This is a genomic window from Pseudomonas marvdashtae, assembly GCF_014268655.2.
GTDB lineage: Bacteria > Pseudomonadota > Gammaproteobacteria > Pseudomonadales > Pseudomonadaceae > Aquipseudomonas > Aquipseudomonas marvdashtae.
The window spans coordinates 206,625-224,821 of sequence record NZ_JABWQX020000002.1 but is presented as its reverse complement, the minus strand read 5'-3'; the positions used below and the strand labels follow the sequence as shown (position 1 = coordinate 224,821).

At 60.4% G+C, this 18,197-nt stretch carries 16 protein-coding genes; 5 read left to right on the top strand and 11 right to left on the bottom strand.

The features are described 5' to 3' along the window. Nucleotides 1–10 precede the first annotated feature (10 nt). Nucleotides 11–2,077 (bottom strand): carbon starvation CstA family protein, encoded by a 2,067-nt coding sequence (locus HU742_RS20765; protein WP_217828403.1) that lies wholly within the window; start codon nt 2,075–2,077, stop codon nt 11–13. A gap of 159 nt (nt 2,078–2,236) precedes the next feature. Between HU742_RS20765 and HU742_RS20760 the strand changes: the two genes are divergently transcribed. After that, complete coding sequence (locus HU742_RS20760) at nt 2,237–2,593, top strand: PilZ domain-containing protein (RefSeq protein WP_186638748.1); 357 nt, start codon at nt 2,237–2,239, stop codon at nt 2,591–2,593. 20 nt (nt 2,594–2,613) lie between these two features. Here HU742_RS20760 and radA read toward each other — a convergent pair whose 3' ends face one another. The 3 genes from radA to katB form a co-directional block, all read right to left on the bottom strand. Then, nucleotides 2,614–3,981: a DNA repair protein RadA gene (gene radA, locus HU742_RS20755; protein WP_186638742.1), complete on the bottom strand. Its 1,368-nt coding sequence runs from the start codon at nt 3,979–3,981 to the stop codon at nt 2,614–2,616. 41 nt (nt 3,982–4,022) lie between these two features. Then, the gene (locus HU742_RS20750) at nt 4,023–4,571 is read right to left on the bottom strand and encodes an ankyrin repeat domain-containing protein (protein ID WP_437179905.1); all 549 of its coding nucleotides are present in this window, start codon (nt 4,569–4,571) and stop codon (nt 4,023–4,025) included. 64 nt (nt 4,572–4,635) lie between these two features. Next, nucleotides 4,636–6,177, bottom strand: coding sequence for a catalase KatB (gene katB, locus HU742_RS20745; RefSeq protein WP_186638740.1), 1,542 nt, complete (start codon nt 6,175–6,177; stop codon nt 4,636–4,638). Nucleotides 6,178–6,462: 285 nt separating this feature from the next. Between katB and mscL the strand changes: the two genes are divergently transcribed. Beyond that, entirely contained in the window at nt 6,463–6,876 is a 414-nt protein-coding gene (gene mscL, locus HU742_RS20740; RefSeq protein WP_186638739.1) for a large-conductance mechanosensitive channel protein MscL, read from the top strand. A gap of 37 nt (nt 6,877–6,913) precedes the next feature. On the opposite strand, the gene HU742_RS20735 is transcribed toward mscL, so the two are convergent. Then, nucleotides 6,914–7,690 (bottom strand): ferredoxin--NADP reductase, encoded by a 777-nt coding sequence (locus HU742_RS20735; protein ID WP_186638738.1) that lies wholly within the window; start codon nt 7,688–7,690, stop codon nt 6,914–6,916. Nucleotides 7,691–7,973: 283 nt separating this feature from the next. Here HU742_RS20735 and HU742_RS20730 point away from each other — a divergent pair, with 283 nt between their 5' ends. After that, nucleotides 7,974–8,687: an autoinducer binding domain-containing protein gene (locus HU742_RS20730; RefSeq protein ID WP_186644252.1), complete on the top strand. Its 714-nt coding sequence runs from the start codon at nt 7,974–7,976 to the stop codon at nt 8,685–8,687. Nucleotides 8,688–8,868: 181 nt separating this feature from the next. Beyond that, nucleotides 8,869–9,993, top strand: coding sequence for a methyltransferase (locus HU742_RS20725; RefSeq protein ID WP_186644253.1), 1,125 nt, complete (start codon nt 8,869–8,871; stop codon nt 9,991–9,993). Between the two features lie 69 nt (nt 9,994–10,062). Here the strand turns inward: HU742_RS20725 and HU742_RS20720 are convergent, their stop codons facing one another. The 3 genes from HU742_RS20720 to HU742_RS20710 are packed head-to-tail and all read right to left on the bottom strand — an operon-like array spanning nt 10,063 to nt 12,699. Continuing rightward, nucleotides 10,063–10,227 (bottom strand): DUF2474 domain-containing protein, encoded by a 165-nt coding sequence (locus HU742_RS20720; protein WP_186610888.1) that lies wholly within the window; start codon nt 10,225–10,227, stop codon nt 10,063–10,065. 21 nt (nt 10,228–10,248) lie between these two features. Further along, on the bottom strand, nt 10,249–11,256 hold the full coding sequence (gene cydB / locus HU742_RS20715) for a cytochrome d ubiquinol oxidase subunit II (RefSeq protein WP_186644254.1): 1,008 nt from the start codon (nt 11,254–11,256) through the stop codon (nt 10,249–10,251). Between the two features lie 3 nt (nt 11,257–11,259). Further along, nucleotides 11,260–12,699 carry a cytochrome ubiquinol oxidase subunit I gene (locus tag HU742_RS20710; protein WP_186638735.1) on the bottom strand — a complete coding sequence of 480 codons (1,440 nt, stop codon included), beginning with the start codon at nt 12,697–12,699 and terminating at the stop codon, nt 11,260–11,262. Nucleotides 12,700–13,213: 514 nt separating this feature from the next. On the opposite strand from HU742_RS20710, the gene HU742_RS20705 reads away from it, so the two are divergent. Continuing rightward, complete coding sequence (locus HU742_RS20705) at nt 13,214–14,452, top strand: MFS transporter (protein WP_186644255.1); 1,239 nt, start codon at nt 13,214–13,216, stop codon at nt 14,450–14,452. On the opposite strand, the gene HU742_RS20700 is transcribed toward HU742_RS20705, so the two are convergent. From HU742_RS20700 to HU742_RS20690, 3 genes are read right to left on the bottom strand one after another with little or no spacing between them, the layout of a single operon-like run. Further along, nucleotides 14,449–16,650, bottom strand: coding sequence for a xanthine dehydrogenase family protein molybdopterin-binding subunit (locus HU742_RS20700; protein WP_186644256.1), 2,202 nt, complete (start codon nt 16,648–16,650; stop codon nt 14,449–14,451). The two genes, HU742_RS20705 and HU742_RS20700, sit on opposite strands and share 4 nt — an antisense overlap. Further along, a complete protein-coding gene (locus tag HU742_RS20695; RefSeq protein WP_186638729.1) occupies nt 16,647–17,639 on the bottom strand; it encodes an FAD binding domain-containing protein in 993 nt (330 codons plus the stop codon). Before HU742_RS20695 ends, HU742_RS20700 begins: the two co-directional genes overlap by 4 nt. After that, complete coding sequence (locus HU742_RS20690) at nt 17,636–18,160, bottom strand: (2Fe-2S)-binding protein (RefSeq protein WP_186644257.1); 525 nt, start codon at nt 18,158–18,160, stop codon at nt 17,636–17,638. Before HU742_RS20690 ends, HU742_RS20695 begins: the two co-directional genes overlap by 4 nt. Nucleotides 18,161–18,197 lie beyond the last annotated feature (37 nt).

Genomic DNA, 18,197 nt, shown 5'->3' with positions numbered 1-18,197 from the left:
CAATCCTCGATCAAGCGTCCGGCAGGGCCTGGAATGGCGCTTCTTTGTCCGTGCGTTCTTTCGTGCCCCAGGCGGCGATGCCGACCTTGAGCGCGTAGAACAGGATGCTGAAGACCACAAGCAGGAACAACACCGTCAGCGTTGCGTTGGTGTAGGCGTTGAACACCACGTGCTGCATCTGCTCGATGCTCTTGGCCGGGGCCAGGATCTGGCCGGCGGCCAGGGCATCGTTGTATTTGCGCGCCAGGGCCAGGAAGCCGATCGCCGGGTTGGCGTCGAACAGCTTGATCAGGCCCGCGGTGGTGGTGCAGATCAGCAGCCAGGCCGCCGGCAGCAGCGTGACCCAGACGTAGCGCTGGCGCTTCATCTTGATCAGCACCACGGTGGCGAGCATCAGGGCGATACCGGCCAGCATCTGGTTGGAGATGCCGAACAGCGGCCACAAGGTGTTGATGCCGCCCAGCGGATCGATCACGCCCTGGTACAGCAAGTAACCCCACAGCGCGACGCAGCCGGCGGTGGCGATCAGGTTGGCGGTCCAGGATTCGGTGCGCTTGAGGGCCGGCACGAACGAGCCCAGCAGATCCTGCAGCATGAACCGCCCGGCACGGGTGCCGGCGTCTACTGCCGTGAGGATGAACAGCGCTTCGAACAGGATCGCGAAGTGGTACCAGAACGCCATGGTGTTCTCACCCGGCAGTACCGAGTGGAGGATCTGCGCGATACCCACCGCCAGGGTCGGCGCACCGCCGGCGCGGGCCAGGATGGTGGTCTCGCCGATGTCCTTGGCCACCGCTTGCAGCGCCTCGGGGGTGATTGCAAAGCCCCAGCCGCTGATGGTTTGCGCCACGGCCACCACGTCACCGCCGACGATCGCCGCCGGGCTGTTCATGGCGAAGTACACGCCCGGCTCGATCACCGAAGCGGCGACCATCGCCATGATCGCCACGAACGACTCCATCAACATGCCGCCGTAACCGATGTAGCGGGCGTTGACTTCGTTATCCAGCATCTTCGGCGTGGTGCCGGAAGAGATCAGCGCATGGAAACCCGAGACCGCGCCGCAGGCAATGGTGATGAACAGGAACGGGAACAACCCGCCCTTCCACACCGGTCCCGTGCCGTCGGTGAACTGGGTCAGCGCCGGCATTTTCAGCTCGGGCATGGTGACCAGGATGCCGATCGCCAGGGCGATGATGGTACCGATCTTGAGGAACGTGGACAGGTAGTCCCGCGGCGCCAGGATCAGCCAGATCGGCAACACCGCAGCGACGAAGCCATAGCCGATCAGCATCCAGGTGATTTGCACGCCGGTGAAGGTGAAGGCCTTGGCCCAGACCGGGTCCGCGGCAACCTGGCCACCGAGCCAGATCGAGCCCAGCAGCAACAGCACGCCGATGAGGGAGATTTCACCGATGCGGCCCGGGCGGATGTAGCGCATATAGATGCCCATGAACATCGCGATCGGGATGGTCGCCATCACCGTGAAAATGCCCCACGGGCTCTCGGCCAGGGCCTTGACCACGATCAGCGCCAGCACCGCGAGGATGATGATCATGATCAGGAAGCAGCCGAACAGCGCGATGGTGCCGGGGATGCGGCCCATTTCCTCGCGCACCATGTCGCCCAGGGAGCGACCGTTGCGGCGGGTGGACAGGAACAGGACCATGAAGTCCTGCACCGCACCGGCCAGCACCACGCCGGCGATCAGCCAGAGCGTGCCGGGCAGATAGCCCATCTGCGCCGCCAGCACCGGCCCGACCAGCGGACCCGCGCCGGCAATGGCCGCGAAGTGGTGGCCGAAAAGAATGTGTTTGTTGGTCGGGACAAAGTCCAGGCCATCGTTGTTGAGCACGGCGGGCGTGGCCCGGCGCGCATCGAGTTGCATTACGTTGTTGGCGATGAAGAGGCTGTAGTAGCGGTAGGCGACCAGGTAAATGGCCACGGCTGCGACGACGATCCAGAGGGCGTTGATCGGCTCTCCGCGGCGCAAGGCGACGACGCCCAGGGCGCACGCCCCTACGACGGCCAGCAGTAGCCAGGGTACATGGCGTAGCAGGCTATTATTGTTGTTCATTTTTATATTCCAGCCAGGTTGGACAGAAAGACAGACAGCCGGAGTTTAGCGCTAACAGGCGTAAAGGCCATACCCCGACATTCGTCTGTCACCGGCCGGACGGGCACGATGGCCTGCCCATAGGGTCTATAGTCAGTGAATCTCCAGAGGGAATACGTAATGAGCGAACGCCGCCGCTTCGTACGAATCGAGTTCCATGCCAAGACCGAACTGAGCCAAGGGCCGTTCATCTGGCCGGTAAAGCTGCTGGATTTGTCCCTCAAGGGGCTACTGATCGAAAAGCCCGAACCCTGGCTCGGCAAACCCGAAGAGCCGTTCATGGCCGACATACATCTAAGCCCTGAAGCTGAAGTCAAGATGGAGGTCCGGTTGACTCACGACGACCATGGCCACTTGGGTTTCGTCTGCGAACACATCGACTTGGATTCCATTGCACATTTGCGCCGATTGGTAGAGCTCAACTTGGCCGACCATGACGAGCTGGAGCGGGAGCTGGGGGCGTTGATCCAGATCTGAATCAACGTGCTCCCCTTGTGTTACTCGAACAACGCATCCAACGCTTGTTCCAGCCGCGTCACGGCAATGATCTGCAACCCCGCCGGAGCTTCCTTCGGCGCGTTGCCCTTGGGCACGATGGCGCGCTTGAAGCCATGCTTGGCCGCTTCCTTGAGCCGCTCCTGACCACTAGGTACTGGTCGGACTTCGCCTGACAATCCGACTTCGCCAAACACCAGCAAATCATGGGGTAGGGGTCGATTGCGCAAGCTGGACATGACCGCCGCCATCAACGCCAGGTCAGAGGCAGTCTCCAGCACTTTGACGCCGCCCACGACGTTGAGGAAAACATCTTGGTCGTGGGTAGGAATCCCACCGTGCCGGTGCAGGACGGCCAGCAGCATGGCCAGCCGGTTCTGATCCAGGCCCAGGGTGACGCGACGTGGGTTCGCCAAGTGGCTGTCATCCACCAGTGCCTGGACTTCCACCAACATGGGCCGAGTCCCTTCCCACGTGGCCATGACAACGCTGCCTGGCACTTCTTCCTGGGCCCGCGTCAGAAAAATCGCCGAAGGGTTGGAGACTTCTTTCAGGCCTTTATCGGTCATGCCGAACACGCCCAGTTCGTTGACCGCACCGAAGCGATTCTTCACCGCCCGCAATAACCGCAGGCGACCATCGGATTCGCCTTCGAAATACAACACGGTATCAACCATGTGCTCCAGCACCCGAGGGCCTGCCAGCGCACCTTCCTTGGTGACATGCCCCACCAGGAAAATCGCCGTGCCGCTCTGCTTGGCATAACGCACCAGCAGCGCCGCGCTTTCGCGTACTTGGGACACGCCGCCCGGGGCCGATTGAAGCTGTTCGGTGAAAATCGTCTGGATCGAGTCGATCACCATGACCTTGGGTTTTTCCAGGCGGGCCGTGGCGATGATGGTTTCGATGCAGGTTTCGGTCATGACCCGCAACTGATCCTGGGGCAATCCCAGGCGCCGGGCGCGCATCGCGACCTGTTGCTGGGATTCCTCGCCGGTGACGTACAACGCCGGCATGCGCGCGGCCAGGCTGCACAAGGTTTGCAACAGGATGGTCGATTTGCCGATGCCCGGGTCACCACCGATCAGCACCACCGAGCCATCCACCAGGCCGCCGCCCAGCACCCGGTCCAATTCGCCGGAGGCCGTTGAAAAGCGCGGGATTTCTTCGACGCTGACTTCGGCCAGGGTCTTGATCTGCGCCTGTTGGCCAGCCCAACCCGTGCGCCCGGTAGGCGCCGCCGCCCCGCCGCTTTCCACCATGGTTTCGGTCAGGGTGTTCCAAGCCCCGCATTCACTGCACTGGCCGGCCCACTTGGGAAAGGTCGAGCCGCACTCGGTGCAGCCGTACATGCGCTTTGCCTTGGCCATCTGACCTCCGGGTAAAACCGCGATGATAGCCTAGCCAGGCTTCACTGCGGGGCCGGCATTCTGATTTCACCCCTGGCCAGATCCGTCGCGGTATTGCCCAACCGATCCCTGGCTTCCAGATCGGCACCCTTGGCCTTCAAGGCGTCGAGCAACTCGCCACGCTTGAACAGACCGGCATACATCGCGGCGGTCTGTCCCGCGCCATTGCGCTGGTCCGGGCTGCAATCGGTGGACAACAGACGACGCGCGATCTGCACCTCGCCCTTGAAGATGGCCCCCATCAAGGCGGTGTTGCCGCGTTTGTCTTGGGCACAGGCATCCGCACCAGCGGCCAACAACCGCTCCACGGCGCGAGCATGGCCGTGATAAGCCGCCAGGATCAATGCGGTGTAGCCCTTCTCATCCCGGGTGTCGAGGGAGTAGCCGGCCTCGATGAAGGTATCGAGCATCGGCACGTCGCCCCGTCGAGCGGCGTCAAAATAATAGGTTTGCAATTGCTCCTGTACCGCAGCCGGATCGGCAACTACAGGCAGTTCTGCCAACGCATTCAATGACCACGCCGCGAACATCGAAAAAAGCAATTTGTGCATCATGGCCTCTCCTTAATGACACAGAACTGCGGGAGCCGAGCCAACCCGACCCCCGCAAGAGGCATCAGTCGCTCAGTTTCTCGGCCAGCGCCTTGACCCGCGCCAGATCGCCTTTGGCGACACGTGCCACGCCAGTGCCGTATTCAGGATCAGCCTTGTAGAGGAACGACAGGATGATGTGCTTGCTCTCGTCATCGGTGGTCGCCAGCGAGCCACCGAAGCTTTCGATCAAATCATTGCGCTCCTTCTGGTTGAACGAACGATACAGATCGCCGGCCTGCTTGAAGTTCTGCTCACGCTGGATTTTCGCCTGCTGGGTGCTGCCGCTCAGCGCTGCCTGGCTATAACGTGCCGCTGGCTGTTCTTCCCGTGGCATCAAACGGCTCGGCTGATAATTCACGCCGGTACTGGTGCCGCCGAAATTCATCGCGCCGTCCTGGTTGCCATTGTTTACTGCAACCTTGGGAGCGTTGATCGGCAATTGCAGGGCGTTCGGCCCGACCCGGTACATTTGCGTATCGGCATATGAGAAGACCCGGCCTTGCAACAGGCGATCCTCCGAAGGCTCGATACCCGGAACCAGATTTGCCGGCGCCATCGCCACCTGTTCGGTTTCCTGGAAAACATTTGCCGGATTGCGATTCAAGACCATTTGCCCAACTTTGCGCTCAGGTACATCCGGCCAGATCTTGGTGGCGTCCAACGGGTCGAAGTCGAACGTGGACAAGTCCTGCGGCTTGAGGACTTGTACATACAAATCCCACTTTGGAAAGTCGCCCTTGTTGATGTGACTGACCAAGTCGTGGGTCATGTGGCTGTAATCCTGACCCTGAACTTTCACAACTTCTTTCGGATCGAGGTTCTTCAGCCCCTGCAAACTTTTCCAATGAAACTTTACGTAACTGACTTCGCCTTTGGCGTTGATCAGTTTGTAAGCGTGTACGCCGTTACCGTCCATCTCGCGATAACTGGCTGGCGTACCGGAGTTCGAATACAACTCGGTCAGCGTGCGGGTCGCTTCGGGGACATGGGAAAAGAAGTCGAAACGCCGGGAGTCATCATCCAAGTTAGTCCGCGGGTCGGGCTTGAACGCATGGACCATGTCGGGAAACTTGATGGCGTCGCGAATGAAAAATGTCGGGAAGTTATTGCCTACCAGATCCCAATTACCGTCCGCCGTATAGAACTTGGTGGCGAAGCCGCGAGGGTCTCGCAACGTCTCCGGCGAATGATTGCCATGCACGACGGCGGAGAAACGCACGAACACCGGCGTGACCTGGCCAGCGGCGAAGACTTTGGCCTTGGTCAGGTCGCTCAGGTCATTGGAAACCGTAAACTCGCCATGGGCACCGGTACCACGGGCGTGCACGACGCGCTCGGGGATCCGCTCACGATCGAAACGCTGCAGTTTCTGGATCAATTGCACATCCTGCAACAGCGTCGGGCCATTGGGGCCGGCGGTTTGCGAGTTCTGGTTGTCACCCACAACAGCGCCGTTGTCACGGGTGAGGGTAGCGGCGTTGACGGATAAGGAAAACAGGCTGGCGGTCAGCACAACGAGGGAATGGCGATTGGAAAAAGCGCCGAGGCCAAGGGAAGTGTTCATTGGAATTTTCCTCTGATTTTATAAAGCGCATCCATGTGCGCCTTTCAGAGGCTAGTGCTGTAAAAACCAAACCCTAAATAGAAATACCGTACCGTCTTGATAGAAAAAACGATGTAGGGAATCCGCCAAAAACCGCGTATCACGCGCGATTGGTGGCACTTTGTAAACTTTTTGCGGGGAGCCGGGTCGATAACAGGCAAGCTTTGTAAGCAGGCATGTCGAGCGAGACCCGTTTAGCTGACTTACACTGCCGGTATCAATCTCATCTGTCACAAGGAACAACTCATGGGCGTGCTAAGCGAGTTCAAGGCCTTCGCGGTCAAGGGCAATGTCGTCGACATGGCCGTCGGGATCATCATCGGTGCCGCTTTTGGCAAGATCGTTTCGTCATTTGTTGGCGATGTGGTCATGCCACCACTCGGCCTGTTGATCGGCGGAGTGGATTTCAGTGATCTGGCTATCACACTCAAGGCCGCCCAGGGCGATACGCCTGCGGTAATGCTGGCCTATGGCAAATTCATCCAAACGATGGTGGACTTCATCATCGTCGCTTTCGCCATTTTCATGGGTGTCAAGGCCATCAACCGTCTCAAGCGCGAAGAGGCCGTCGCTCCGAGCGCGCCCCCTGTTCCCTCCAAGGAAGAACAACTGCTGAGCGAGATCCGCGATCTGCTCAAGGCCCAGAACGAACGGCCCTGACCCTTCGCGCTAAAAAATGGTGTCCACGGGGCGCCATTTACCAGTAGTTTTCCACTGCCACTTGGCCCGGCCGACGGGTCAGACTCAGGCGCAACCCCCTGGTCTTTAGCAACTGGCGCGTGTCGTCGATCATTTGCGGATTGCCGCATAACATGACCCGCGAATGCTCTGGCGTCAGCGCGACGCCGGCGGCCTGTTCCAACTCGCCATTTTCAATCAGCGTGGTAATGCGTCCATTAAGGGCGCCCGGATACTGCTCACGGGTGACCGTCGCAATAAAGCGCAATTTATGGGCGTACTCAGCCAAGTAGTCTCGCCGGGCCAATCCTTCGATCAGCTCTTGATACGCCAGCTCCCGCGCTTCGCGAACGCTATAGACCAGGATAATTCGCTCGAATTTTTCCCAAACCTCAAAGTCCTGCAATATCGAGAGAAACGGCGCGACGCCCGTCCCCGTGGACAACAGCCATAAATCGCGACCGTCGACAAAACGGTCCAATGTCAGGTAACCGAAGGCTTGGCGGTCGACCAGCAAACTGTCCCCCGGCTTCAAGCGGCTAAGCTCGCTGGTGAACTCACCGTCCGGCACCACGATGGAAAAGAACTCGAGAAATTCGTCGAACGGCGAAGACACCATGGAATAGGCGCGCCAGACGGTAGAACCGTCCGGCTTGACGACACCCAGCCGGGCAAACTGACCGGCCCGGAAACGAAAGCCACGATCCCGAGTGGTCCGCAATGTAAACAAGTGCGACGTCAACGGTTGCACATCGATCAGCGTCTGGCGGGTGAACTTTTCCGTATTGTCGGTCATGAGGCACTCCAATAAGACAAGAACACCAGTGTCCCGCAAAGTAAGCCCATTAACCACCGGCGACGAATGATAGCGTAGCGCCACACTTTCAAAACCTGGCACGGCAAACTTCTACAAAACAAGAATGGTTGTATCGGAAAGCAACTAGCAAAAGGCCTTTCTCAATAACCAAACTCCTAATACAACCGAAAAAAATCTAACTGCATGTTAGGAATAGTCCTACACTCATTTTCGCGTGACCGAATTGGATCCACGTTCCTTAATTCACCCCAAGGAGAGCGCAATGGACGTGTGGAAGGATACGCAACTACGGAAGCTATCGTGTGAAAAGGACTTGCAACGAGCTTATCGCCTGGCACTGGATTTCTTCAATTTTCAGGGGTTTGAATATTGCGCCTTTGTTGCGCATTCGACTCTGCCTGATCAACCTGCCAGCAAGATAAACCTCAATAATTACCCTTATGGGTGGGAAAGACTTTATGAACGAAATGGGTATGCCTCCACCGACCCAATAATAGCTCATTGCAATCAATCCTCAGTGCCCGTTCTGTGGAGCGAGCAAGTTTTTTCCGAGGCCCCGCAGTTATGGCGAGAACTCAATCGGCAAGGCCTCAAACATGGCTGGACCCAAGCGGTTCATGACGAATACGGCGCCCATTATAGTTTGTTCAGTCTTGCCAGGACCCATTGCCGTATCGATGCCGATGAGCATTACGGAAATCTTGGCTATGCCATTTTTGCCAGCCAAAGGTTGCATGCATTGGCGGGCAAGAAGCTGTCTGGCGCAATGGCGCCGCCACAGGTCTGTCATCTCTCGCCCCGAGAGATAGAAGTGTTGAGATGGTCCGCCGAAGGCAAGACCGCGTCGGAAGTTGGCAGGATCCTATGCCTTTCCGAACGCACCGTGAATTTCCATGTATGCAGCTGCATGCGAAAACTGAACGTGACCAACAAGATCTCGGCGGTGGCCAAAGCGGCCCACATCCATATGATTTAGGGAGCGAAGCACGATCGCCTACCTGAAAAACCCACGAGTAATACCTGACAAAAAAACGTACCATTTACGGCCCACTTGAATGATGACGTGCGAAGCGCGCGATGCAGTTCATTCAGGCGGTCCCGCTGACAAGCCTGCCCCAGGGCAGCGGGACATCCGTTGATTTGCCAGAGTCCCAGCCATGCCCTTGCTCGACAGCCCCTTCGCCCAACTCGACCTGATCCGCCAGCCCGAACAGCCGAACGAACCACTGCAAGCCTTTGATGCGGCCGATGAATACCTGCTTGCGTTTCTGGCTGAACAACAGCCGAGCGCCGAGTCCCGAGTGTTAGTACTCAATGATGGCTTCGGCGCCCTCGCGGCCAGCCTGGTGGGCAAGGTCAAGGTCACCAGCAGCGGCGACTCGTTCCTGGCACTGCAGGCGCTGGAAAAAAACCTGGTGCGCAACAACCTGCCCTTCGACGCGATACCGATCGTACCAGCCAGCGAAGCGCTGACAGGCCCCTTTGACCGAGTCCTGATCAAAGTCCCTAAAACCCTGGCGCTACTGGAAGAGCAACTGATCCGGCTACAAGGGCACCTGGCCCCAGGCGCGCAAGTCATTGCAGCCGCCATGGTCAAGCATTTGCCACGGGCCGCAGGCGACCTGCTGGAACGCTACATCGGGACGGTGCAGGCCTCCCTGGCGGTAAAAAAGGCCCGTCTGTTGATTGCCACGCCTCAAGCCATGACGCCAGCCGTCTCCCCCTATCCCACTCGTTACTGGCTGGACGAGCCGAAGATCGAATTGCTCAACCATGCCAACGTGTTCTGTCGTGAAGGACTGGACATCGGTACTCGCGCCTTCCTGCCGCACTTGCCAAAAAACCTCGGCACAGCCCGCGTCGCGGACCTGGGCTGCGGCAACGGTGTGCTGGCAATCGCCAGCGCGTTGCACAACCCCGAGGCTCACTACACGTTAGTGGACGAGTCGTACATGGCCATCCAATCGGCCACGGAAAACTGGCAAGCCGCCCTGGGCCAGCGCGAAGTGACCCTGCGGGCCGGCGATGGGCTCGCCGGACAAGAGCCGCAATCGCTGGATGTGGTGCTGTGCAACCCCCCGTTCCACCAGCAGCAGGTTGTGGGCGATTTCCTCGCCTGGAGGATGTTCCAGCAAGCTCGCGAAGCGTTGGTGGTCGGCGGCGCCCTGTACATCGTCGGCAACCGTCACCTGGGCTACCACAGCAAGCTGGCGCGGCTGTTCCGCGGCGTCGAGCAGGTCGCGGCGACGCCGAAATTCGTGATTCTAAAAGCCCGTAGATAATTCATCCAAAAAAAAGCCCTCCCTTTTCAGGAGGGCGTAAACCGTGCCGCAAGGCAACGGGATGGGAAGTCAGTGGGTGGTCAGGCCCGCGGCGTTCATGAACATCCGCATCAAGCTGGCCACGATAAACAGTGCCAGCACGCTACCGGTCCAAATCATTACCAGCCAACCGAGCCGCTGCCATAACGGCTTGCGTTCGGCGGCCTCGATGTCTTTCAAGTCAGGCTTGGCCATCCTCGGCACCTCGCAGGTCGGTCAATGGTAGCCATCGTCATGGGTCACCTTGCCCCGGAACACGTAGTAGCTCCAGAAGGTGTACACCAGGATCAACGGAATGATGAACAGCGTGCCAACCAGCATGAAACCCTGGCTCTGTGGCGGTGACGCGGCGTCCCAGATCGAGATGGACGGCGGCACGATGTTCGGCCACAAGCTGATGCCCAAACCGCTGTAGCCGAGGAAGATCAGCACCAGGGTCAGGATGAACGGCGTGTAGTTGGCGTTCCGGGCCACGGCGCGGAACAATCCGTACATCGTGACCAGCACAAGGATCGGCACCGGCAGGAACCAGAACAGGTTCGGCAAGGTGAACCAGCGCGCCGCGATGTCGGCGTGGGCCAGCGGCGTCCAGATGCTGACGACACCAATCACGGCCAGCACCACGAATGCCAGTGGCCTCGCCAGGTCGTGCATCTGCTCTTGCAGCTTGCCTTCGGTCTTCATGATCAGCCAGGTGCAGCCGAGCAAGGCATAGGCGGCAATCAGCGCGAGACCGCAGAACATCGTGAACGGCGTGAACCAATCCAGCGAGCCGCCGGCAAATTGGCGATTGACCACCTCGAAACCATCGATGAAGGCCCCCAGCGCGACGCCCTGGAAGAAGGTAGCCGTCAGCGAACCACCGATGAACGCCTTGTCCCACAGGTGCCGCTTCTCGGCCTTGGCCTTGAAGCGGAACTCGAAGGCCACGCCGCGGAAAATCAGGCCGATGAGCATCAGGATCAACGGCAGGTACAACGCCGAAAGCACCACCGAATAAGCCAGCGGAAACGCCCCGAACAGCCCGGCACCGCCGAGCACCAGCCAGGTTTCGTTACCGTCCCAGACCGGCGCGACGGTATTCATCATTACATCGCGATCACGCTCGCCCTTGACGAAGGGAAAGAGGATGCCGATACCCAGGTCGAAGCCGTCCATGATCACGTACATCATGATGCCGAAGATGATGACCACGGCCCAGATCAGCGGAAGATCAATACCCATGACTCAATTCCCCTTGTGCGAGCTGTCGTTGTGGTCCACTTCGTCGTCGCCTTCGTTGGCTGCCGACAATGGACGGGCCGGGGTGCGTTTCTGGCCCGGGCCACCGTCGCTCGGCTCGGCTTCGTGGGCCACCGGGCCCTTGCGTACCAGGCGCAACATGTAGCTCAGCCCCGCACCGAACAGCGCGAAATACACCACCACAAACATGACGAGGGTGAAGCTCATCTGCGCAAAGCTGTGGCCAGACGACGCATCGGCCGTGCGCATCAGCCCGTAGACCACCCACGGCTGTCGCCCGATCTCCGTGGTGAACCAGCCGGCCAGGATCGCGACCAGGCCTGACGGCCCCATCCACAGCACCAGGTGAAGGAACGGCCGGGATTGGTAGATCCGGTCCTTGCGGCGCAGCCAGAGGCTGCACAGGCCGGTGAAAATCATCAGCAGCCCCAGGCCAACCATGACCCGGAACGACCAGAACACGATGGTCGAATTTGGCCGGTCCTCGGGCGGAAACTCCTTGAGAGCCGGCACTTGATCGGTCAACGAGTGAGTCAGGATCAGGCTGCCCAAGTAGGGAATTTCCACCGCGTATTTGGTTTCCTCCGCCTTCATGTCCGGCCAGCCGAACAGGATCAGCGGCGTGGGCTCATCGCCAACGTTTTCCCAGTGACCTTCGATCGCGGCGATTTTCGCCGGTTGATGCTTGAGCGTGTTGAGGCCATGGAAGTCACCGATGACCGCCTGCACCGGCGCCACCAGCAAGGCCATCCACATCGCCATCGAGAGCATGCGGCGAATGGCCGGATTGTCGCGCCCGCGCAGCAGATGCCAGGCCGCCGAGGAACCGACGAAGAACGCCGTGGCGACGAATGCCGCGACGGACATGTGCAACAGACGATAAGGAAACGACGGATTGAACACCACCGCCAGCCAGTCCACCGGAATCACCCGGCCGTCGATGATTTCGTAGCCCTGCGGGGTTTGCATCCAGCTGTTGGAAGACAGGATCCAGAAGGTCGAGATCAGCGTGCCGATCGCCACCATGACCGTGGAGAAGAAGTGCAGACCACGGCCCACGCGGTTCCAGCCGAACAGCATGACACCGAGGAAACCCGCTTCAAGGAAGAACGCCGTGAGCACCTCATAGGTGAGCAGCGGCCCGGTGACTGCACCGGCAAAGTCCGAAAAACGGCTCCAGTTGGTGCCGAACTGATAGGCCATGACCAGCCCGGACACCACGCCCATGCCGAAGTTGACGGCGAAGATCTTCGACCAGAAGTGGTACAGGTCGCGGTACGTATCGTCGCGCGTCTTGAGCCACAAGCCTTCGAGTACCGCCAGGTAGCTCGCCAGGCCGATGGTGATGGCCGGGAACAGGATGTGGAACGAAATGGTGAACGCGAACTGGATTCGGGCGAGATCGAGCGCCTCCAAACCGAACATAAGTCTTCCTCTGTCAGGTAAAACCGGCTGCGGGCGGGGCTTGCATCACAGCCCCCAGGGATATGGAGTGCGATGCTTTTCAAATCGTTCTTTTTTTAGAACCGTCACGACGCAGGATTCTGGCCAGGTGGCCCCCAGCGCAACGCCTGGGCAGGCATTGATCTGGATCAAGCAATGTTCAAAGAGTAGTCGCATATTTGCCGATGGACGGCGTGGTCTTTTGTCGCGTGACAGGTTGTCTCAGTGCCGAAACCCTACCCAGACTCTTGAGTTTTGAGGCGTGCAGTGTTGTGGCGAGGGGATTTAGCGAAACGTCGCACCGCCCCGCTGGGGCGCGAAGCGGCCCCTAGCTTTTGCGAGCGCTGCGCACTCGAGCGGGGATAAATCCCCTCGCCACAAAAAAATCGGCACCATGGGTAAGATCGATGTTTGGCTAACTATTTTCCCAGCCATCGCAACTTCCAGTTACAGCTCGGTGATAATCTCCAAGCCTTCATCACCGGACCTGTCTTAGATGCCCAGCCAAGCGCCGCTGCTGCTCCGTCACCATCGTCCCTTCATCGCCTTCTGGCTGGCCCGGATATTCACCGCCAGCGGCTTCCAGATGCTCACCGTGGCCATCGGTTGGAACCTCTACCAACTGACCGGCAACGTTTTGGACCTGGGCCTGGTCGGGCTGGTGGAGTTCGCGCCACGGGTATTGTTCATGCTGCACACTGGGCATGTGGCGGATCGATACGACAGGCGCAAGGTCGCTGCGATCTGCCAGTCGTTGCAGGCGATGATCGCCCTGGCCCTGGTGGTCGGTAGCGCCACTGACAACGTCACGCGGGAGATGATCTTCATCCTCGCCTTCCTGCTGGGCGCCGCCCGCTCCTTCGAGATGCCGACCACCCAGGCGCTGCTGCCGAGTATCGTGCCGGCCGCGCTGTTTCCCCGCGCCGTCGCCGCCGCGCAATCGGCCCAGCAGTCCGCGACCATCGTCGCCCCAGCCCTTGGCGGCTTGCTCTACGCCTTCGGCAGCGTCTGGGTCTATGGGCCGACCGTGCTGCTCTACATCATCGCCTGCTGCCTGATGCTCAACCTGCCGGCCCGGCAAACGCCGCTGAACAAAGGCAAGGCAACCTTGGATTCGTTGCTGGCCGGTATTCGTTTCATCCGCAGCCGCCAGGACATCCTCGGGGCGATTTCCCTGGACTTGTTCGCCGTGCTACTGGGCGGCGCCACGGCGTTGCTGCCGGTGTTCGCCAAGGACATCCTGCTCACCGGTCCCTGGGGCCTGGGCCTGTTGCGCTCGGCACCGGCGGTGGGCGCCTTGCTGATGTCGCTGTGGCTGGCGCGGTTTGCCGTGGAACGCAAGGTCGGCCGGGTGATGTTCACCGCAGTGGGAATATTCGGCGTCGCCACGATTGCCTTCGGCCTCTCCACCTCATTCTGGTTTTCCTTGGCGGTGCTGGTGGTGCTGGGCGCGGCGGACATGATCAGCATGGTGATCCGCGCCTCCTTCGTGCAACTGGAAACCCCGGACGAAATGCGCGGTCGCGTGAGCGCGGTGAACGGGCTGTTCATCGGCGCCTCGAACCAGTTGGGCGAATTCGAGTCCGGCCTGACCGCCCACTGGTTCGGCACGGTGCCGGCGGTGGTCATGGGCGGTATCGGCACGCTGCTGGTGACCGGGACCTGGATCAAACTGTTCCCGACCCTGGCCAACCGTGACCGCATGCACGAACCGGTTGAGGAAGCGAAAGCCTAGAGCAGCTTGTCGAGGGTGATCGGGAAGTCCCTGACCCGTTTTCCGGTGGCGTGATAAATCGCATTCGCCACCGCCGCCGGTACGCCGACGATGCCGATCTCTCCGACGCCTTTGGAGCCGAGGGCGTTGACGATGTCATCCTGTTCCTCGACGAAAATCACCTCGATATCGCCGATGTCGGCGTTGACCGGCACATGGTATTCGGACAGGTTGTGGTTCATGTGCCGGCCCAAGGCGTGATCGGTCAGGGTTTCTTCATGCAACGCCATGCCGACGCCCCAGACCACGCCGCCGAGGATCTGGCTCCGAGCGGTCTTCGGATTGATCACCCGGCCAGCCGCAATGGCGCTGACCACACGGTTGATTTTGACCGTGCCCAAGTCTTCATCCACCAGCACCTCAACAAACACCGCCGAATGCGTGGCGGTGGCGTAGGCCTGGCGTTTTTCATCAGGCTCGGCGGTGACTTGCACTTGCAACGGTGTCTCGCCGCTTTTTTGCGCCAGTTCCGCCAAAGCGACGCGGGCCTCCCCCATGCGCAGTTCACCGTCAACGAATGTCACTTGCTCGAGGGTTGCGCCGCTGAAAGCTGGACAGCTCTGTCGCGCTACGGCCAGGAGCTTTTCTCGCAGCGCCTCACAGGCCTGCTTGACCGCCGTGCCCACCGACGAAACAGTGAACGAGCCGCCCTGCAACGGCGCGGTCGGCAGCGACGAGTCGCCGAGGACGAAGGTGACGTCATCGAAGGAAACCCCTGACGCCTCGGCGGCAATCTGGGTCATGACGGTGTAGGTGCCCGTGCCGATGTCAGTGGTGGCGCTGCTGACCGTCAACTTGCCGTTGGCGTCCAGCGACGCTCGGGCGCTGGCCTTCTGTTGCATGGCTTCCCACACACCCCCGGCCATGCCCCAGCCCACCAATTGCCGGCCTTCGCGCATGCTGCGCGGTTCCGGGTTGCGCTTGTCCCAGCCAAAACGAGCGGCGCCCTCGGCGTAGCATTCGCGCAACGCCTTGCTGGAATAGGGCTTGCCCTCGTTCTCGTTGCGCTCGGCATAGTTGATCAAGCGCAATTGAACCGGATCCATCGCCAGGGCATAGGCCAACTCATCCATGGCGCATTCGAGGCCGATCAAACCAAGGGCGGCGCCCGGAGCACGCATGTCCAACGGCGTATAAACATCCAATGGCGCCAGTTTGTAAGTCAGCGTCACGTTATCGCAGTGATAGAGCATGCCGCTCCACTCCACCACGTGTTCGGTGAAGTCCTCGAAGCGCGAGGTCTGGCCAACGGCGCTGTGTGCCACGGCGAGCAACCGTCCGTTGGCGGCCGCGCCCAGTTGCACGCGCTGGAACGTCCGCGGCCGGTAACCGAAGGTAAACATCTGTTGGCGCGTCAGGCTGATGCGCACCGAGCGTTTCAGCGACAGCGCCGCCATTACCGCAAGCGGCAACTGATACTGCGGGCGCAATCCGGAGCCGAACGCACCGCCGACAAACGCGGCAAATACACGTATCTGGTCCTGCTCCAGTCCGAACACCTTCTGCACATACGCCTGACAGTTCTGCGTGCCTTGGGTTTTATCGTGGATATGCAGGCAGCCGTTGGGTTGGTACAGCACGGTGCAAGCATGAGGCTCCATCGGGTTGTGATGCTCGATCGGCGTGCTGTAGGACACATCCACGCTGAGGGCCGCGCTGGCGTATTCGCCCTGAAAATTCCCACGAGGCTTGGGCAGCTCGGCCGGTGCCGGATGGGCTTCGTTTTGCACGATCGTCAGATCGGTCTGGTGATCGGCAACTTCATATTCGATTTCAACCAGTGAACCGGCGTAGCGAGCCAGCTCCAGGTTTTGCGCGACCACCAACGCCAGCGGCTGGCCGCTGTAGAGAATCTGCTCGTTGTACAACGGCCGGAACGGCGACCCTTCGGCCGCGTCGGCATCCTGGTAGGGCTCGTCGTAGCTGGCAATCCGGGGGCGATTGGTGTGATCGATCACCGCGACCACACCGGGCAAGGCCAACGCTTTGCTGGCATCGATCCGCAACACGCGGCCGCGGGCGATGCTGCCGGACACCACGCTGCCGTGCAGCAAGCCGTCTTCGCGGTACTCACCGGCATAACGGGCCTGGCCCGTGACTTTGAGCAGGCCGTCGACTCGGTCCAAGGGTTGGCCTATGGATTTGCTCAACGTATTCATCGGGCGGTGCCTCCCATCAGTGCGGCATCGCTCAAGGCGCGAACAATAGCCCGGCGCGCCAACTTGACCTTGAAGCCGTTGTGTTCCAGCGGCTCGGCGTTTTGCAGCAGTGCATCGGCGGCGGCCGTGAATGTTTCGCGGCTGACGGTCTGGCCCGTCAGCCAATTCTCCACCGCCCGGTCTCGCCAAGGTTTGTGAGCCACCCCGCCGAGGGCAAGGCGAGCCTGGCGAATCACCGGCCCGTCCAGTTCCAGCGCCGCCGCCACTGACACCAGCGCAAAGGCATAGGAGGCCCGGTCACGGATCTTCAAGTAGTGGCTGTGTTCGACGAAACCTGCTGCAGGCAACTCGATGTAGGTGATCAGCTCGTCATCGGCCAGTTGATTGTCCCGCTCAGGGGCGTCGCCCGGCAGACGATGAAAGTCGGCGAACTCGATGGTCCGCGCCCCACCCCGGCCCAATACATGGACCACCGCGTCCAGCGCCGCCAGGGCCACGCACATGTCTGAGGGATGGGTCGCGACACATTGGTCACTCGCCCCGAGGATCGCGTGGATCCGGTTCAGGCCATTCCTGGCCGGGCAGCCGCTGCCGGGCCGCCGCTTGTTGCAGGGCACGTTGGCGTCGTAGAAGTAATAGCAACGGGTGCGTTGCAACAGGTTGCCGCCGGTGCTGGCCATGTTGCGCAATTGTGGCGAGGCGCCTGCCAGGATGGCTTGGGAAAGCAACGGGTAACGCCGTTCGATCCAAGGATGCCAGGCCAGGTCGGCATTGCTCACCAGCGCGCCGATCATGACCCCGCCGGAGGGGGTTTCGCTGAGGTCCGCCAACGGCAGTCCGGTGATATCGATCAGGTGTTGGGGACGGGTGAGGTTTTCCTTCATCAAGTCCAGCAAATTAGTGCCGCCAGCGATGAAACGTGAGGTCGCGCTCGACAGATCGACGGCAGCCTGCAAGGTGTCGGGTTTACTGTAGCGGAAGGGATTCATTGCGCATCTCCCGGTTGCTGGCAGAGCGGCAGTGCTTCTTCAATGGCGTCGCGAATGTTGTTGTACGCACCGCATCGGCAGAGATTGCCGCTCATCAGCTCGCTGATCTCACCACCGGTCTGTGCCCGCCCTTCGTTGGCCAGGCCCACTGCCGAACAGATCTGCCCGGGCGTACAGTAGCCGCACTGGAACGCGTCATGCTTGATGAACGCGCGCTGCATCGGATGCAACTCATCGCCATTGGCCAAGCCCTCGACCGTGGTCAACTCGGCACCGTCACACATCACCGCCAGGGTCAGGCAGGCGTTGATCCGCTTGCCATCACGCAACACCGTGCAGGCGCCGCATTGGCCGTGGTCGCAACCTTTCTTGCTGCCCACCAGATCAAGCTGCTCGCGCAAAAGGTCCAGCAACGTGGTCCAGGGCAACACCTGCAGCTCGCGCACCTGGCCATTGAGTGTCAGACGGATTGGATGACTGGCGTAGGACGCCTGCGTCGCTTCGGACAGGGTCGCGCTCATGGAACACCTCACGGTTGGTCGTACACGCGGCGTTTTG

Coding starts and splice junctions, on each gene's coding strand:
- HU742_RS20765 (WP_217828403.1), bottom strand. CDS start 2,077: ATGAACAACAATAATAGCCTGCTACGCCATGTACCCTGGCTACTGCTG.
- HU742_RS20760 (WP_186638748.1), top strand. CDS start 2,237: ATGAGCGAACGCCGCCGCTTCGTACGAATCGAGTTCCATGCCAAGACC.
- radA (WP_186638742.1), bottom strand. CDS start 3,981: ATGGCCAAGGCAAAGCGCATGTACGGCTGCACCGAGTGCGGCTCGACC.
- HU742_RS20750 (WP_437179905.1), bottom strand. CDS start 4,571: ATGCACAAATTGCTTTTTTCGATGTTCGCGGCGTGGTCATTGAATGCG.
- katB (WP_186638740.1), bottom strand. CDS start 6,177: ATGAACACTTCCCTTGGCCTCGGCGCTTTTTCCAATCGCCATTCCCTC.
- mscL (WP_186638739.1), top strand. CDS start 6,463: ATGGGCGTGCTAAGCGAGTTCAAGGCCTTCGCGGTCAAGGGCAATGTC.
- HU742_RS20735 (WP_186638738.1), bottom strand. CDS start 7,690: ATGACCGACAATACGGAAAAGTTCACCCGCCAGACGCTGATCGATGTG.
- HU742_RS20730 (WP_186644252.1), top strand. CDS start 7,974: ATGGACGTGTGGAAGGATACGCAACTACGGAAGCTATCGTGTGAAAAG.
- HU742_RS20725 (WP_186644253.1), top strand. CDS start 8,869: ATGCCCTTGCTCGACAGCCCCTTCGCCCAACTCGACCTGATCCGCCAG.
- HU742_RS20720 (WP_186610888.1), bottom strand. CDS start 10,227: ATGGCCAAGCCTGACTTGAAAGACATCGAGGCCGCCGAACGCAAGCCG.
- cydB (WP_186644254.1), bottom strand. CDS start 11,256: ATGGGTATTGATCTTCCGCTGATCTGGGCCGTGGTCATCATCTTCGGC.
- HU742_RS20710 (WP_186638735.1), bottom strand. CDS start 12,699: ATGTTCGGTTTGGAGGCGCTCGATCTCGCCCGAATCCAGTTCGCGTTC.
- HU742_RS20705 (WP_186644255.1), top strand. CDS start 13,214: ATGCCCAGCCAAGCGCCGCTGCTGCTCCGTCACCATCGTCCCTTCATC.
- HU742_RS20700 (WP_186644256.1), bottom strand. CDS start 16,650: ATGAATACGTTGAGCAAATCCATAGGCCAACCCTTGGACCGAGTCGAC.
- HU742_RS20695 (WP_186638729.1), bottom strand. CDS start 17,639: ATGAATCCCTTCCGCTACAGTAAACCCGACACCTTGCAGGCTGCCGTC.
- HU742_RS20690 (WP_186644257.1), bottom strand. CDS start 18,160: ATGAGCGCGACCCTGTCCGAAGCGACGCAGGCGTCCTACGCCAGTCAT.